This window comes from Desulfosalsimonas sp., from assembly GCF_046483245.1.
Classification (GTDB): Bacteria; Desulfobacterota; Desulfobacteria; order Desulfobacterales; family Desulfosalsimonadaceae; genus Desulfosalsimonas.
Genome location: NZ_JAWODO010000021.1, coordinates 1 through 15737, shown reverse-complemented (window position 1 = coordinate 15737; position 15737 = coordinate 1). Strand labels below are relative to the sequence as shown.

Genomic DNA, 15737 nt, shown 5'->3' with positions numbered 1-15737 from the left:
CGGCGGGGAGGAGGAAGGTCCTCTTCACGCCTCCGTTTCCCTTCGCAGGCATTACCCTGATCAGGTTCAAAGGGTGTCCTGAAGCGGACTCTCAGCCCACGCCGAGGCGTGGCACCCCCAACGGAACCGGTCCCGGTGCCACAAATATACCCTTTCTGGCAGCCCACGCTTCAATCAAAGGCCGTGACTGTAATGCACGACCCCAGTCCGTTTGGGCAAAAACCATCCAGAGAGGGGTTTCTCCATACTTTTTCCAAAGGCCAAAATGCACACCAATCCATACCCCAGGCCCGTTCTCAAATAAGAATTTAACATAACGACCAATACGTTCCCACGATGCCTGTGCCTTATACCCGTTGGTTGTAAATATTCCTTTGGCAACCGCCATTTCAACTGAAGCCTGAACAATCGTGTTTAACTGCAGCACAAAAGCAGGAGTCTCTTGATTGGACAGGTCCTGTGGTGATATTGGCACAAATGCATCGATTTCAGCAGCCTCACAGAGCGCTTGTAACTGAGTGAGGTTATTTTTCATGAGTGGCTCATCTGCCAAATACAAGGCAAGCCCGGAAAGCAATCTCCCCCAGGAAATGAGTGAGAGTACCGGCCCCATATCAGTTGAGCAAGCATAGGAAACCGTACCCGGCCCATTTCTTTCAATTACCATAATACAGGTTACGAAGGGCATATGAAGCCTTTGTTTGATATTAACAATCTATTTTTACGGGAAAAACAATTTATATTTTGGGGGCAAGCCGGTGTCAATATTTATAAATTTCAAAATAACAAAGGATTCAAACTTAAAACCCATTGCTCCGCACTTCCCAGTGATGCCCTCGTATGATAAAAAAAGAGTTTAAATACAATCATCGCTCTTAACCCCTATAAACAATACAACACGTGACAGCATGACCAATCCAAACTCTGATACAGAAAATTTCCGATTCCGAAATCTCCACCCCAATATCCTTATTGGCACCGCCAGTGACAGGTATGCAGGCTGGATTGGCCAGATCTATACCAGGGAACTCTATGAGGGCAAAATTGCCCGCAGGTCAAACAAGGTCGGTGGTAAATCTTTCCAGAGACGATGACATTGAAACCAGCATCCTTATCAACAACCGAACCGGTGGCAATGCCCCTTTTATTGCTCAGCGTATTGTTAAAGAATTCTTGGCAAAATAATCACGGTGCATGCCGGTGGTTTTTTATTATGCCGCAGCCTCTGTTCCACAGAAATCTGATCACTGAGTCACTGCATGGAACCGTCACAAAGTTCCTGGGGCTAAGGATACAGGAGACGGGGTCAGCGTATCTGATATCAAAGGCTGTAAAATGCCGACAAAGCATTGTAACCGACAAGATCACAATCTTTGTGGTTGAGACTTTCATGTAAGTATCTGGGGGGCTTTGTTTCCGGTTCAATTTTATGTTCCTTTGGGCGATATTATATGATATCCAGAATCTAAAGTTAGGGACTGGGTGCAAAAAAAATGGGGCACCGGAATTCATTTTCCGATACCCCAAACTTACTCTCATATAGGTTGCAGATAGCTAGCAGATGAGACCCATTTTGGTGAGAGTGTAAAAATTGCGACCCTTGATTTTATTGGAAATATTAATCAGCGGTGAGGCTACTACGGAATCCCTGCATCGCCACCACCAAATTCGAGTATCTGAGCCTCTTCGTTGTTAAACCGGAGAGGCTTTGTTATTCTTAAGCTGAGCGTTTCAAATTTTGCGGCCAGGTTATTGAAGGGGACGGAAAAATGATTGTTACCGGATTTGAAAAGATCGTTGAAGAACGCATCCGTGCCGCCCAGCGAAACGGGGAATTCGACAACCTCAAGGGCGCCGGAAAACCCCTGGATCATGAAGATTACAGCCGAATTCCCGATGAACTGCGCCTAGCCTACAAAATTTTAAAAAATGCGGACTGCCTGCCCCCGGAAGTTGAGCTGCGAAACGAGATCATCCGCACCGAAACCCTGCTTTCCACCATGGAAGACGAAGCCCTTCGCTACAAGACCATGAAGAAGCTCAACTACATGATCTTAAAACTCAATACATTAAGGGGCGGATCCGTGATTTTCGAGGTTCCCCAGCAGTATGAGCACAAGCTCGTGGAACGCCTTTCCGCCAACTCAAAAGCCAGGGGTGATGCCAAAGACGGAAAAAACGGGTGCTGAAAATCAAATAAAGAACAAGTCAATGCCCATATTCCGAAACAGAGAAAATCCCGACAGCGTCATGAAGGGCGTATTTATCGCCTATTTCATCCTGCTGTTCCACGTGGCCCTGCTGGGGCTTGTGGGAATCGTAGTGCTGTTTTTTACCGGAATTCTCAATTACCTTCCCTGGATTCTGCTGGGGGGCGTGGTGATGATCGTTGGCTGCGGGTACATGGTGCTGCGCTATCTCCGGAAAAAAAGCCGTTCCATGGTCCAGGTGCTGGCCATGCCCGAGTTTCGGGGCAAAAATATCGAAGTAAACGTGATGGGCGGCCTGGCTTCATTTAAAATCCAGGACACGAATTCGGAATCATCAGCAGACAGCCGGCATCTGGAATCCGGCGCACCGTCGCGGCTGCTGACCCACGCAGATGGTGAAAAACGCCAAAAGCTCGAGTCCCTGGCCGAAATGCGCGACAACCGGATCATTACCCCTGAAGAGTTTGAAAGGGCCAAACAGCGGCTTCTGGACCAATAAGGCCGCTTATCGCAACCCGGGTGCAATATCATGAGCAAAAAAATCCATGTTGCCCTGCTTTCCGGCGGAACGTCCGGGGAAAGGGAAATTTCACAAAAAGGCGGCGACCAGGTATACCAGGCCCTGGACAAAGACCGGTACACGGTTGCCAGATATGATCCGCGCACCGATCTCTCCCGTCTGGTGGCCGATGCCCGGTCCATTGACGTGGCCCTGGTGATCCTCCACGGCGCCCCGGGCGAGGACGGCACCATCCAGGGGCTGCTGGACCTGCTGGAGATTCCCTACCAGTGCCCCGGGGTCATGAGCAGCGCTATTGCCATGAACAAGGTGGTCTCCAAGTTTTTCTACGAAAAAGCCGGCATTGCCGTGCCGGCCTGGGAGTCCAGCCGCAGGGGCGAGCCCGTGGATGCAAAGGCCGTCATGCACCGGCTGGGCCTGCCCCTGGTGGTCAAGCCGGCAAGCGGCGGCTCGAGTCTGGGAATGAGCATCGTGCACTCGCCGGGGGCCTTTGACGCCGCCCTGGAGGCCGCTCATGCGTGCGATGATACAGTCCTTTTGGAGCAATACCTGCAGGGAACCGAGATCACCGGCGGGGTCTTGGGCAACCAGGACCTGGAGGCCTTGCCTCTTGTGGAAATCGTTCCCTTAAAAGATCATGAGTTTTTTGATTACAACGCCAAGTACCAGGCCGGCGAAACCGACGAGATCTGCCCGGCCCGGCTGGATTCGGATCTGGCCCGCCAGGGCCGCGAGCTTGCCCTGGCCGCCCACAGGGCCCTTTTCTGCACCGGATACAGCCGCACGGACATGATTTTGAGCAGCGGCCGGCTCTGGGTGCTGGAAACCAACACCATCCCGGGCATGACCCCGGTAAGCCTGCTGCCCCTGGCGGCGTCAAAAGCGGGCATGAATTACAGTCAACTGCTGGACCGGTTAATCGGCCTGGCCCTGGAGAAAAAATCCGGATTGACCGGTGAAATGATCAACGCATAAGAAAAACGGAGTAAGACGCCATGAATATCCTCATTGTCGGCAGCGGCGGAAGAGAGCATGCACTGGCCTGGAAAATCGCCCAAAGCCCGGAAGTCGATCAGATTTTCTGCGCCCCGGGCAACGCGGGCATTGCGGAAGTGGCAACCTGCGTGGATATTGCCGCTGATGCAATCGACGAACTGGTGGCTTTTGCCGGGCAAAACCGGGTCGACCTGACCGTGGTGGGCCCGGAAGCCCCCTTGTCGGCCGGGATTGCAGACGCGTTTGAGGCCGCCGGGCTGGCCGTGTTCGGCCCGTCTGCCGCGGCCGCCGAGATTGAGGCCAGCAAAACCTACGCCAAGCAGCTCATGGAAAAATACGGGATTCCCACGGCCCGGGGCCGGGCGTTTTCCGACCTGGAAAAGGCGCGCAAATACATTCGGACCATGGAAGAGCCCCTTGTTGTCAAGGCCGACGGCCTGGCCGCGGGCAAAGGGGTTGTCATCTGCAGCACCCGGAAACAGGCCCAGGATACGGTCAAACAGATGATCCAGGACAAAATCTTTGGGGATGCGGGCAAGACTGTGGTCATTGAGGAGTGTCTCACCGGCGAGGAAGCCTCGTTTATCGCGTTTACAGACGGCACCCACATTGTGCCCCTGCCGGCTTCCCAGGACCACAAAAGAGTAAATGACGGCGACAAGGGATCCAATACCGGCGGCATGGGCGCTTATTCCCCGGCGCCGGTGGTCGATGCGGTCATGCAGCAAAAGATCATGAACCAGGTCATGGGTCCGGCGGTCCGGGCCCTGGCCGCTGAGGGCCGCCCCTACAAGGGGGTTTTGTACGCCGGGCTCATGATTGACAAGGACAAGATCCGGGTGGTGGAGTTTAACTGCCGGTTCGGAGACCCGGAAACCCAGCCCCTGATGATGCGGCTCAAAAGCGATATCGTGCCGCTGCTCCGCGCCGTGGTCCATGGCGGGCTGGACAAATGCCGCATTCAAATCGATCCCCGGCCTGCGGTGTGTGTGGTCATGGCCGCGGGCGGATACCCCGGGTCCTATGCCAAAGGCGCCGGGATCAGCGGCCTGGCCAATGTCCGGCGGATGAAGGACGTGGCAGCCTTTCATGCCGGAACCGCCGCCAAAAACAACGAAATTGTCACTGCCGGCGGCCGGGTCCTCGGGGTGACCGCCCTGGGCGACGACATTGTCAAGGCCATATCCCGGGCCTATAAGGCTGTGGAAAAAATTTCCTGGAAAAATATCCACTTTCGCACCGACATCGGGGCAAAGGCCAAAAAGCGATTGTCCGTTGCCCCGGCTGTTGGCATCATCATGGGCAGTGATTCGGATCTGCCGGTGATGAGCGCGGCCGCCGACCTGCTCAAGCGCTTTGATATCCCCTATGAACTCACCGTGGCCTCGGCCCACCGGACCCCGGAGCGGGCCGGGGAGTTTGCCGAAACCGCCCGCAAAAGGGGCATCCGGGTGATTATTGCCGGTGCCGGCCATGCCGCGCATCTCGCCGGTGCCATGGCCGCGCACACCACTGTTCCCATCATCGGGGTGCCCATTGATTCCTCTGCCTTAAGCGGGTTTGACGCGCTTTTATCCACGGTCCAGATGCCGCCGGGCGTGCCCGTGGCCACCATGGCCGTGGGAAAGCCGGGCGCCAAAAACGCCGCAGTGCTTGCCGCCCAGATCCTGGCCCTGTCTGATCCGGAATTGGAATCGCGCCTGGTGTCCTACAAGTTCGGCATGGCAGACGAGGTCAACGCAAAGGCCCGGAGCCTTGAGGGGTAAAGCCCGCATCTGCCGGATCAGCGCCCGGTTTCCGGACCCGGCTGTCCTAGAGGAAGCCGCCGGGTGGATCCGTAGGGGAGGACTGGTGGTTTTTCCCACCCGAAGCCTTTACGGGCTGGGGGCTGACGCCTTAAACCCGGATGCCGTGAACCGGGTGTTTTCCGCCAAGAACCGGCCGCCCAAAAATCCGGTTTCCATTCTCATCAGCAGCCGGGATCTGCTTGAAAACTTTGCCGCAGAAATTTCCGATGCCGCCTGCAAGGTAATGGACCAATTTTGGCCCGGGGGCATCACCCTTGTTTTCCGGGCAGCCCCGGGCTTGCCGGAAAATCTTACGGCAAACACCGACACCATTGGCATCCGCCTGCCCGCCCACCCGGCTGCCGCAGCTCTTGTGCGGGCCGCGGGCATACCGGTTACCGCCACCAGCGCCAACATCTCAAATGCTCCGGGGGCCGGGCGCGTGTCTGAAATTTCAGATCCGGTTGCCCGGGCAGCCCATATGATCCTGGATGCCGGGGCCCTGGCCCCCGGATCGGGCTCCACGATTCTGGACGTGACTTGTGACCCGCCTGCGATTCTGCGCCAGGGCGCGGTGTCAGAAGCCCAATTACAGGATCTGCTGCCGGTATCTGTGGGCCCGAATCCGGGTACGCAAATAAAAGGAGTAACATCATGAATACCAGCCAGCGAAAGCTTGCCGAAGGCGTGCTTTATACGGATATGTACGAACTGACCATGGCCCAGCTGTATTTCCGAATGGGCATGCACGAGATGAACGCCCATTTCGAGCATTTTTTCCGCAATTATCCGGATTACGGATCACACCAGGCCGGATACTGCATCAACGCGGGCCTGGAATGGTTTGCGGACTGGGTTCAGGAGGCCTGCTTCGGGGATGCGGAAATCGAGTGTCTGCGCAATCAAAAGCAGCGCAGCGGAAAGCCCATGTTTGACGATGATTTTCTCGGCTGGCTCAGACAGCAGTGCCTCCGGGATCATTTCACCATCCAGGCCGTGCCCGAAGGCCGGGTGGTACATCCCAACGTGCCGCTCACTGTGGTGCAGGGCCCCCTGGCCCTGGCCCAGATCATGGAGTCCTCCTTGCTAAACCGCATCAATTTCCAGACCCTGATTGCCACCAAGGCCTCCCGGGTTCGGGAGGCGGGCTGCAGGCGGATGATGATTGAGTTCGGGCTGCGCCGGGCTCAGGACCGTGGGGGAAATGCCGGTACCCGAGCCGCACTGATCGGCGGCGCGGATTTTTCCTCCAACACGGGCATCTCTTATGCCCTGGGATATCCGGCCAAGGGCACCCATGCCCACAGTATGGTCCAGGCGTTCATGGCCCTTGGCGAAGGCGAACTGGCCGCATTCCGGGCGTATTCGGAAGTGTTTCCTGACGACTGCCTTCTGCTGGTGGATACCATCAACACCCTGGAATCCGGGGTTCCCAACGCCATCAGGGTCTTTGAGGAATTAAAGAAAAAGGGCCACAAACCCGTGGGCATCCGCCTGGACTCCGGCGACCTGGCCCACTTGTCCATCCAGGCCGCCAGGATGCTCAATGCCGCCGGATTTGAAGACACGGTGATCCTGCTGAGCAACCAGCTCGATGAAATGGTGGTCTGGCAGATTATCAGCCAGATCCGGGACGAGGCGCGCAAATACGGCCTGGATCCGGAGCATCTCATCGGCCGCCTGGCTTACGGGGTGGGCACCCGGCTTGTGACCTCCAGGGGACAGGGCGCCCTGGACGGGGTTTACAAGCTCACCGCCCTGAAAAAAAATCAGGAATGGATTCCGGCCATCAAGGTTTCGGAAACCCCGGAAAAAATAATCAATCCCGGGTTTAAAAATGTCTGGCGCATTTACAACGGCCTCAATCATGCCACGGCCGATCTTATGGGAATGCAGGACGAGGACCCGGATCAGATGGATCCCCTGGAACTGCGTCATCCCAGCGACCGGGAAATCCGGCGCACCATTTCCCGCAAAGACATTGATCACATCGAGCCCCTGCTGGCAGATATCATCAAAGACGGTCGGATGGTCTATGAGCACCCCGGCATCGACGAAATGCGGCAGGTCCGGGACCGGGACCTGGACCGGCTGGATTCCGGGGTCAAGCGCCTGGTCAATCCCCATTTCTATCACGTGTCCCTGACACCCAGGCTGTGGCAGTTAAAACGCGAGCTTGTGGAAAAACGCGGACAGATCCGATAGACCGGCCCGAAAACCGCCAAAGACAAAACATGCTTGCATTTTTTGTCTGATTTGGTTATTTTGCCAACCAAATCCGCCCGATGCTTCGGGCGATGAACATCCCGCACACACAGCCTCGTCAAAGTGCCGGAGTGGTGGAAGTGGTAGACGCAGAGGACTCAAAATCCTCCGGGCCCTGCGCCCTTGCGAGTTCGAGTCTCGCCTCCGGCACCATTTTTAATTTGTGTTTTCAGTATGTTGTGTTTACACGCCCTCAGACTCTGGTAGAATCCTGGTAGAATTCCAGGCTTTTTCCATGAGCGCTCCATCATACTTTGCGGGGATATTTCGATAATAGTGGTTGATTATCATCTGCGGGGTCGTAAATCCGCACTGCCCCTGTACAAAGCTTAGCCGTTCATTTGCATCCAGGGTATTGGTGATGTATGTCGCCCTTGTATCTTTGATGCTGATTTTACGTGATAAACCGATTTTTTTTAATGTTGGATTTATGACGGATTCATTCAGCGTTTGTCGGTGAATCGGTTTGCCAGCTTTGTTTATAAAGACAAAATCCTCGCCACTGCCTTTCCATGAGCGCTTTCGTTGATCCTGCAGGGCCTCAATGACAAAACTCGGAAGCTTTATCTCACGGATGGATGTATCCGTTTTGGGCACTTTGTAAATCATTTTGCCGCCTTTACCGCGAACAAGGTTTTTCTCAATTTTAACAGAGCCCTTTTTCAGATTGACATGCTTCCATTTTAAGCCGGAAGCTTCAGCGATTCGGGCCCCGGAAAAAAACAGGAAAACAAACAACGGCACCCACCAATCATTTAACGAATTGATAAACTGATTGATCTCATCCAATGTCAGCGCTCGTTTCTTGGTTCTTTTCGGGTTTTTGATCGGCTCGACATCATCAAACGGATTTACCGCGATGAAGTTATGTTTTTTTGCAAATTTTATGACGAGCCGTAACGGAGTGAGGATCATCAGTTTCGTTTTATTATTGCAACTAAGCTTACTGATGAAAATCTCAATATCAAGGCTGCTAATGGATTTGATCGGCATATTGCCAAAGTTTGGCAGTATATGGGTGTTCATTACCTTCCGGTAACTTTCATATGTTGTTTCGGCGAGTTTGCCCTTGGTGATATCTGCCCACTGTTGCGCCACTTCGCCGAACAGCCTCCCCTCATCCGACTTTTGGGCTTTTGTCCTCGGGAGAAATCCGTGATATTCTAAATTTTCTTTGAGATACTCATCCCGTTTACGCCTTGCCTCTGTAACTGAAGTGGTTTCCATAGAAAATTTATAGGGCTTGTCAAAGCCCTTGACCTTTTTCTGGAAATACCAAACCTGGCTGCCACTGTCCTGATAGAGATGATGGTTCAGTTTCTTTTTCGCCATGTTATATCCTCCATGCTTTCTTTGGAGCTGATACACATGGCTTTACCTTTTTTATTTCAGCCTTTTTGCTATTACCACCTTTCGTTTTTGTATTGTTTTTTGTGTATTTCTCCTCAAGCTCTAAAATGTCTGTAATATGATACAATACCTTTCTGCTTTCAGGCAACTGGAAAAATGGAAGCAAGCCCTTGTTTCGGTAGTTGATGATAGTGCCTTGGGAACAGCACCGCCTTTCAGCCAATTCAGCCTGTTTTAAAAAGGTTTTTCCGTTGATGTCTTCCATTACCATGCCTTGGTGTTTTGGATCAAAAAAGCTTGTTTTGAATATCTATTTCATATTTAATCAAATATTTTATTTGTGAAGATCACGGGGGTGTCCTCGTCAAGGCCCTTGCAGTCAGCCACCTCTTTGGTTGAAAGTCTGCGTTTGAGGTGCTTGGCCAGAACCGGTACTTTTGCCTGTTGATGACCGGATATTGATTTGCTGGTTCCATACTCCATTATGGAACTTTTTTTTAACTCATTAATGGCCTGCGAAGCATTATTTTCGATTTGTTTAAAAAAAGTTTGTTTTATATTGAGATCAGATCGTTACAGAGGAAGGAGTTTTTGGATCGAAGATTTTTCCCCTGCAGGACAATGGATTGGATAAGCAGGTTGGCCCCTAAAAGCCGCATAGGCAGCCGGGCGTGAACCTCTTCATCAAAATATTCCAGAAGGATCTGGTGGGTTGTTCTATGCGGCTGCGGATTTGTTGCTGAACGCGCCTACAGCGCAGTGGGCCACGCTGGTGCTGTTGTTAAACCAGCGAAGCTTTGCTCTGAAAATAGCTTGTTGAAGGTGGCCGGAATCAATCGGAATCGGTGGCCGACATCAATTGGAATATGCATTGCGTATTTGACACGAGAAATATTTTGTGAGAATTTGACTTAATCCATCAAAAAGCAGAAAAAGGTAAACCACTTGAAAGGGTGGGGCGCAAAAGCACCGGCCGGGCTTCGTACAACTGAGAAGAAGTGGCAGCGGGCTTGCCTACTATGTATTCCTCCCTTTTATCCCTTTCTCTATTGCCTCGCATTCTAAATTTAAACTCTGGACTGTTAGCTTTTAATCTTACGGGGGTTGTACTGTGGCGATTTTTGACCGCTTTAAAGGATTTCTGAATCCTGAAAAATCTTCGGAGGTTGAATCTTTTTTTGATAACCAAAAAGATCGCCTTCCAACAATCTGGCTGTTGGGGAAAACCGGGGCCGGGAAATCAACCTTGATACAAACCGTTACTGGCAGCACTCATGTGCAGGTTGGCAACGGTTACAGTCCTTGCACCATGACGGCGATCAGCTACGATTTTCCAGAAGAGAGCCCTCTCATGCGTTTTCTGGGCACGCGGGGCTTAGCGGACATTGATTATGATCCAACAGAGGATATAGAGGCATGCCAGGATTGTTCCCACGCTTTGATAGTCGTGATGAAAGCGGAAGAGCCGGAGCAAAGTGACGTATCCAGTGCGCTTCGTAAAATCAGCAAATCCGGCCGAATCAAACAGGCTTTGGTCGTTCATACAGGCATCTGCTTGATCGATAACCCCCAAGACAGGCGAAAATGCATATCCCACAATCAACAACAGGCTGAAAACGCATGGGGGCAAGCCTTGGAGTCCGTGGAAATTGATTTTGAGCTTGAAGACGGATCAAGTTGGGATGTTGATTCACTGAAAGAAAAACTGGCAGACCGGATGCCAATCCTTGCTCACCTCACCGCAGATAAGGAGCATGCGGATCAGGAAGCCAGGAAGTTTTTAGGGCTGAAGACTCAAGTTCTCCATTACGCAAGCGCCGCTGGCGCCACTGATGCGTTCCCGATCGTCGGAGGGGTTTCTGTTCCGGCCATCCAAGCGAAAATGCTACATGCCCTGGCCGGGCAGTATGGAATGACGTGGAACAGAAAAAACATGGCTGAGTTTGCAGGGGCGTTAGGCGCGGGAATCGGAGTCCGGTATGCCGCTAGGATGGGCATCAGACAAATCGTCAAGCTTATTCCTGTATATGGCCAAACCGTGGGAAGTGCTACTGCCGCAGTCGTCAGTTTCTGCTCCATGGGATCGATTTCTAAGCATAACAGCGGAAAATTCACTATCAATCGCCGGGAGGAGGATTTTGCCGCGCTGAAACATTACCCCAAAATTTGACGATTGAGCGGCCAAATTGTATAGTTCAGTGGCGATGCGAAACTTACCCACAGCACGTACGGGACAAGCAATGCACCAACTATCGCCCGTACGCGCCAGAAGACGATCAGAGTGGCAACAATCAAGACCCATAAGAGCAGTAGCAGTATATTTGCCAACGACAGTCCACCGAGATGCCACGCGAAAAACAGCAACCAGGAGAAATAATTGCTTAGCGTTCTTGCATTTGTTCGAAAAAACCTTCATTGGATGATGATAGTGGCCATTGTACTCGGATTGGCCAATCTCAGACTATTCGGCGGCTGGAATCTGCCGCGCCCCCTATTGGTGGGAATAGTTATTTTTTTGGTCATTTTCCCGGTGATGATCAATACTCGTTTTGACCAATTATTTTTTCATTTAAAAGAACCCCGTCCTGTTTTTTGCTCCCTGTTTCTCAATTTTTTTATATCCCCCCTGATTGCCTGGATCGGAGTCAGCCTTTTCTTGAAAGGCGAGCCGGAACTGGCCTCGGCCATGTATCTTATCGCCCTGGTGCCGACCAGTGCCATGAGTGCGGCCTGGACGGCTTTCTCCGGGGCCCGCATGGCCACAGCCCTTTATCTTATCCCGGCAAATCTGCTCTTTGCTGCCTTTGTCGGGCTCCCCTTCATCTTTCCCCTGCTTATGGGCGATGCTGTGGATGTGAACAAACTGGCCATAATCAAAAATATTCTCCTGGTTTTTCTGACACCACTAATACTGGGCGATATTACCAGGCGGCTGATCATTGGCTATAAGGGCACGCAATTTTATCAAAACCGCATCAAACCGGAGCTGGGCGGCATTTCGGGCATAGGGGTGCTGACATTAATTTTTCTGGTCATGTCGCTTAAACGAAATGCTGTTTTACTAAACAACCTGGACGTGGTCTGGATCGTTGTTGTTCCGGTACTCCTATACTATTTGTTGATGTATGCGCTCAGCGTGCTCTGGAGCCTTTTTTTGATTCGCCGTGGTGCAATGCCCGGGGAAAAGGCAGTGGTGATCATCTATACTTCTGTCGCCCGTCATGTAAATATCTGCCTGGCCCTTGTACTCAGCACATTTCCCATGGAATCAGCCTCACTGATGATTCTGCTGCTGATCGTGGGTTATATTATTCAGGTCCCGACTCTGGCATTTTTTGCCCAACATTATGGTAAAAAACTGGCAGCTATGACATGAAGACGCGTTCCCGCAGCACCCTGAAGCAAGGGCAGCGCGGAGAGCAAAACAAAAGCTCAGGGCAGCAAGGGCCGGTTAAATTCTATCAACGCTTAAGCAAAATGTTCCATATGAAGTCTCGGAGAAGAGGATTGAAAATCGATTTCGAAGCTTTCGTTGGGGGCGAAAACCTGAACATCTAAACACGCCTGGAGGCAGTGTATGAATCCCATCGACACCATCTTGGAAGATTATGAAAAGGACCTCGAGAAAGCACGGGAAGGACAATGCAAAAAAATCAGCCGCTGCACGGAATTCCGGGACAGCTTTAAGGGGAACTATCAGGATCACTACAGGAAGAGATTGGAGGAACTGACCGGAAAGCTTTCGGCCAGAGGGCATAAGGCAGAGTTCCGGGAGAGCCCCCCGTCGGACATGCATTACGGATTTTTTTTCTCCCTTATTCCCAGACACTTATTGTCGCCTCCGGTGGACAGGTTCTATCCATCGCATATTCAATCCACAATTTCTTTTGTGGCCAACGAGCACACGCAATCGATCGACATTGAGACCGTCATAAATCCCAATGTAGAAAAGGTCGATAACACAATGATGGAAAAAATCCCCCGGGAGCAATTTAAAGAGGAAGTCTTAATCAGTAAAATCAGCGAGTTCATAAAGAAGGTGTTCACCGAAACCATTATTCTGGATTTCCGGCAATGGTAATGCAGCTCTCCCTCCAATCTTTAGAGGCCAAAGCGGCGCTGTGGTACGAAAAAGTGGCCGATATGGACCGGAACAGGTGGCCGGAATCATCCCGAAGGGGTGGCCGACTTCACTGGAATACGCATATATATTGCAATTTCTAAAAACAGGAAGAAGACATGGAAGATCCGGTGCTGATTGAATATAAAAACCAGGCCGCAACCATAACCCTTAACCGGCCGGAAAGAAGAAATGCCATTAACGAGGCCCTGTTAAGGGGGCTTTACGACGGGCTGGAAAAAGCAGCCTCAGATGATGAGATACGGGTGATCATTATCACAGGAAAAGGCCCGGCCTTCTGCGCCGGGCTGGATCTGGGCTGCCTGGAAACCGAAAACCTTGTTGATCCCAGGGGCGACGGCAGGGACCTGGTCGATATTGTCGCAGATTGCAGAAAACCCGTAATAGGCGCGGTTAACGGACCAGCAGTCACCGGTGGATTTGAACTCGCCCTGAACTGCGATTTCCTGATTGCCTCTGAAAAAGCAGCTTTTGCAGACACCCACGCCAGGATCGGAATCCGACCCGGGTGGGGCATGACCCAGCTTCTGCAGCAAGCTGTCGGCCAGAGGCTGGCCAAGCAGTTTTCCCTTACCTGCCAATGGATACGCGCCGAACAGGCCCTTGCCTGCGGAATGGTAAACGAGGTGCTGGCCCCGGAGGAACTTATGCCCCGGGCCGAAGCCATTGCCCGCATGATCTGCGAGGCCGACAATGAGACTGCCCTCACCGTAAAGGGCCTGATAGAGTACCGCAACCAGGCCACTTTTGCAGAGGCCCTGGAAAACGAAAGAAAGCCCCTCAAAGACCTGGTTGCCGCATCCGGGACATCGTTTGCCTCGCAGACATTGAATAAACGGGATTGACTTTTTAACATCCTGTCTGGTTTTGCTTTGATAAAAACCGCCAGGAATAAAAATACGCACCAAACACACGAGCAACCGGAATACGCATGCGCTCCCTTCCAGGGTGCGGTAATATCTTTTGTCCGAAAAAAGGGCACGGACCTGATACCTGTGCCGGCCGAATCACACTCCCACCGGTTCGGCCAGTCCATCACCGATTGCCGTTATCAGCAAGGGCAGCAGAATCAGGTGTTCCATGTCATAGTACACATAAAGAACAAGAAAAGGAATGATAATCAGGTAACCTGCGATTACCTGGGTTGAAAGCCACAACAGGGTCATGGGCCGATCTTCCGGGCGATCAAATCCTGAAAACATCATGTTAACAACAGAAACCCGGCGCCCCACCGGGGCAATATATATTAGCAGGGTGGCAATTGAAATCACGGCACCGAGGAGAAATACGTCTATGGTCCGCTCATAAACAATCACCTCGTCGAGGAAAAGAGGCATTAAAAAAAGACAAAAATGACTTATCTTCCGGGTATAATTGACTTTTACAGATTTGTACACCGCCAGTAACCCGCAAGCGTATTGTACCAAGTACAGTGAAAACAGTTTAAAGGCCTGGTTCACAAAAAACAGGGGTTACACCGAAGTCGCGCCTTATTGCAGGTGATTTGATTTGAAAAAAGCTTGCTTAATTCACCCCTACCTGTCCTGCGCTGGTTTCTTTCTTATCCGCAGGTATTCGTGACATCAAAGATTGTCCTGATTTTATCAATCCTTGCTGCGAAGATCAAATTCAGGAAAATGAATCCTGTCGCAATCCGGGCATATGCCGTGGCTCCATTCCGCCTGAGAATGTTTTGAAATATAGGCTTCCACCGGATTCCAGAATCCCTTGTCGTCCCGGACCTTTTTACAGTATGAACAGATGGGAAAAGGCAGGAATATTGTTTTGGATGGCAAGTTATGTTGCACCGGGAAGCTGTTTTAAAATACCGTCGGAAATTACCGGCAAGCTGCACGGGTACGATTTTTCTGCAATAGTGGCTAAGCTGACAAGCTGAGTTACGCGGCGCTAATCAGCCGCGAGTTTACGAGTCGGCTGCATTTGCCTTGTTGGGAGACGAGTTTTTTTCACCCCATCAATTTCTTGCCGAGCAATCCAACGGCAAAACCTAAGACTGCGCCAATCGCTGAGATCCCGTGTTTTCTGATCTTCGATTGCGGAGCAATGTCTTGGAAAATGATGTACAAAATCCCGCCACTGGCGAAAGTCATTATGGTTGCTGTTAACTTGGCCTGATCCTGAAGAAAGAAGTAACCAGTACATGCTGCAAAAGGACCGAGCAGGCTGGCCCCTAGAAGAGCTTTTAGCGCAACGCGGGGCTTGGTGCCCACTCTCGTTATCTCTCGGTAGGAGTTAAATCCTTCAGGCAGGTTCTGAGCTCCGATGAACGCGGCCAGCAACAGGCCCAATCTATGATCGTGTCCAAACACCGCGCCAAGGGCGAGCGCTTCCGGAAAGAAGTCCAAAAGCATCGCCATAAACTGAGCTTTAGTGCCTCCTTGTTTGCTAAGATATATGTCTATAATACAAAAAAGGAGCCCACCAGCGCAAAAGGAGACGCCGAGGCT

16 protein-coding genes, 1 tRNA gene and 2 riboswitches are annotated in these 15737 nt (G+C 51.8%); of the genes, 11 read left to right on the top strand and 6 right to left on the bottom strand.

Going from position 1 to position 15737, the window contains the following annotated elements; genetic code table 11:
* Positions 1–20 precede the first annotated feature (20 nt).
* A riboswitch (TPP riboswitch) is annotated at positions 21–129 on the bottom strand.
* Complete coding sequence (locus R6U41_RS02390; RefSeq protein ID WP_410268231.1) at positions 92–535, bottom strand: hypothetical protein; 444 nt, start codon at positions 533–535, stop codon at positions 92–94. It overlaps the preceding riboswitch by 38 nt.
* Before the next feature lie 1234 nt (positions 536–1769).
* Here R6U41_RS02390 and R6U41_RS02385 point away from each other — a divergent pair.
* From R6U41_RS02385 to R6U41_RS02355, 7 genes are all read left to right on the top strand, one after another.
* Entirely contained in the window at positions 1770–2189 is a 420-nt protein-coding gene (locus R6U41_RS02385; protein ID WP_410268230.1) for a DUF1992 domain-containing protein, read from the top strand.
* 22 nt (positions 2190–2211) lie between these two features.
* On the top strand, positions 2212–2709 hold the full coding sequence (locus R6U41_RS02380; RefSeq protein WP_410268229.1) for an SHOCT domain-containing protein: 498 nt from the start codon (positions 2212–2214) through the stop codon (positions 2707–2709).
* Between the two features lie 30 nt (positions 2710–2739).
* Positions 2740–3705, top strand: coding sequence for a D-alanine--D-alanine ligase (locus R6U41_RS02375; protein ID WP_410268228.1), 966 nt, complete (start codon positions 2740–2742; stop codon positions 3703–3705).
* A gap of 20 nt (positions 3706–3725) precedes the next feature.
* A complete protein-coding gene (gene purD, locus R6U41_RS02370) occupies positions 3726–5492 on the top strand; it encodes a phosphoribosylamine--glycine ligase (RefSeq protein WP_410268227.1) in 1767 nt (588 codons plus the stop codon).
* Positions 5482–6171 (top strand): L-threonylcarbamoyladenylate synthase, encoded by a 690-nt coding sequence (locus tag R6U41_RS02365; protein ID WP_410268226.1) that lies wholly within the window; start codon positions 5482–5484, stop codon positions 6169–6171. The genes purD and R6U41_RS02365 overlap by 11 nt, the downstream gene beginning before the upstream one ends.
* A complete protein-coding gene (locus tag R6U41_RS02360; protein ID WP_410268225.1) occupies positions 6168–7718 on the top strand; it encodes a nicotinate phosphoribosyltransferase in 1551 nt (516 codons plus the stop codon). The genes R6U41_RS02365 and R6U41_RS02360 overlap by 4 nt, the downstream gene beginning before the upstream one ends.
* Positions 7719–7843: 125 nt before the next feature.
* Positions 7844–7931, top strand: a tRNA-Leu gene (locus R6U41_RS02355).
* A gap of 30 nt (positions 7932–7961) precedes the next feature.
* On the opposite strand, the gene R6U41_RS02350 is transcribed toward R6U41_RS02355, so the two are convergent.
* On the bottom strand, positions 7962–9110 hold the full coding sequence (locus tag R6U41_RS02350; RefSeq protein WP_410268224.1) for a tyrosine-type recombinase/integrase: 1149 nt from the start codon (positions 9108–9110) through the stop codon (positions 7962–7964).
* Position 9111: 1 nt separating this feature from the next.
* Entirely contained in the window at positions 9112–9393 is a 282-nt protein-coding gene (locus R6U41_RS02345) for a hypothetical protein (protein ID WP_410268223.1), read from the bottom strand.
* Between the two features lie 660 nt (positions 9394–10053).
* Positions 10054–10146: riboswitch (cyclic di-GMP riboswitch) on the top strand.
* Positions 10147–10239: 93 nt separating this feature from the next.
* Between R6U41_RS02345 and R6U41_RS02340 the strand changes: the two genes are divergently transcribed.
* A complete protein-coding gene (locus R6U41_RS02340; protein ID WP_410268222.1) occupies positions 10240–11298 on the top strand; it encodes a YcjF family protein in 1059 nt (352 codons plus the stop codon).
* Here R6U41_RS02340 and R6U41_RS02335 read toward each other — a convergent pair.
* The gene (locus R6U41_RS02335) at positions 11283–11492 is read right to left on the bottom strand and encodes a tryptophan-rich sensory protein (protein WP_410268221.1); all 210 of its coding nucleotides are present in this window, start codon (positions 11490–11492) and stop codon (positions 11283–11285) included. The two genes, R6U41_RS02340 and R6U41_RS02335, sit on opposite strands and share 16 nt — an antisense overlap.
* A 55-nt stretch (positions 11493–11547) precedes the next feature.
* Between R6U41_RS02335 and R6U41_RS02330 the strand changes: the two genes are divergently transcribed.
* The 3 genes from R6U41_RS02330 to R6U41_RS02320 all read left to right on the top strand — a co-directional run bounded on the left by R6U41_RS02330 (position 11548) and on the right by R6U41_RS02320 (position 14114).
* A complete protein-coding gene (locus R6U41_RS02330; RefSeq protein ID WP_410268232.1) occupies positions 11548–12504 on the top strand; it encodes an arsenic resistance protein in 957 nt (318 codons plus the stop codon).
* 201 nt (positions 12505–12705) lie between these two features.
* A complete protein-coding gene (locus tag R6U41_RS02325; RefSeq protein ID WP_410268220.1) occupies positions 12706–13209 on the top strand; it encodes a hypothetical protein in 504 nt (167 codons plus the stop codon).
* Positions 13210–13367: 158 nt separating this feature from the next.
* The gene (locus tag R6U41_RS02320; protein ID WP_410268219.1) at positions 13368–14114 is read left to right on the top strand and encodes an enoyl-CoA hydratase; all 747 of its coding nucleotides are present in this window, start codon (positions 13368–13370) and stop codon (positions 14112–14114) included.
* Between the two features lie 162 nt (positions 14115–14276).
* On the opposite strand, the gene R6U41_RS02315 is transcribed toward R6U41_RS02320, so the two are convergent.
* Both R6U41_RS02315 and R6U41_RS02310 read right to left on the bottom strand, forming a co-directional pair.
* Positions 14277–14606: a hypothetical protein gene (locus R6U41_RS02315; RefSeq protein WP_410268218.1), complete on the bottom strand. Its 330-nt coding sequence runs from the start codon at positions 14604–14606 to the stop codon at positions 14277–14279.
* A 630-nt stretch (positions 14607–15236) separates the two neighbouring features.
* Positions 15237–15737: ZIP family metal transporter (locus R6U41_RS02310; protein ID WP_410268217.1), on the bottom strand; the 501-nt coding region annotated here is incomplete at its 5' end.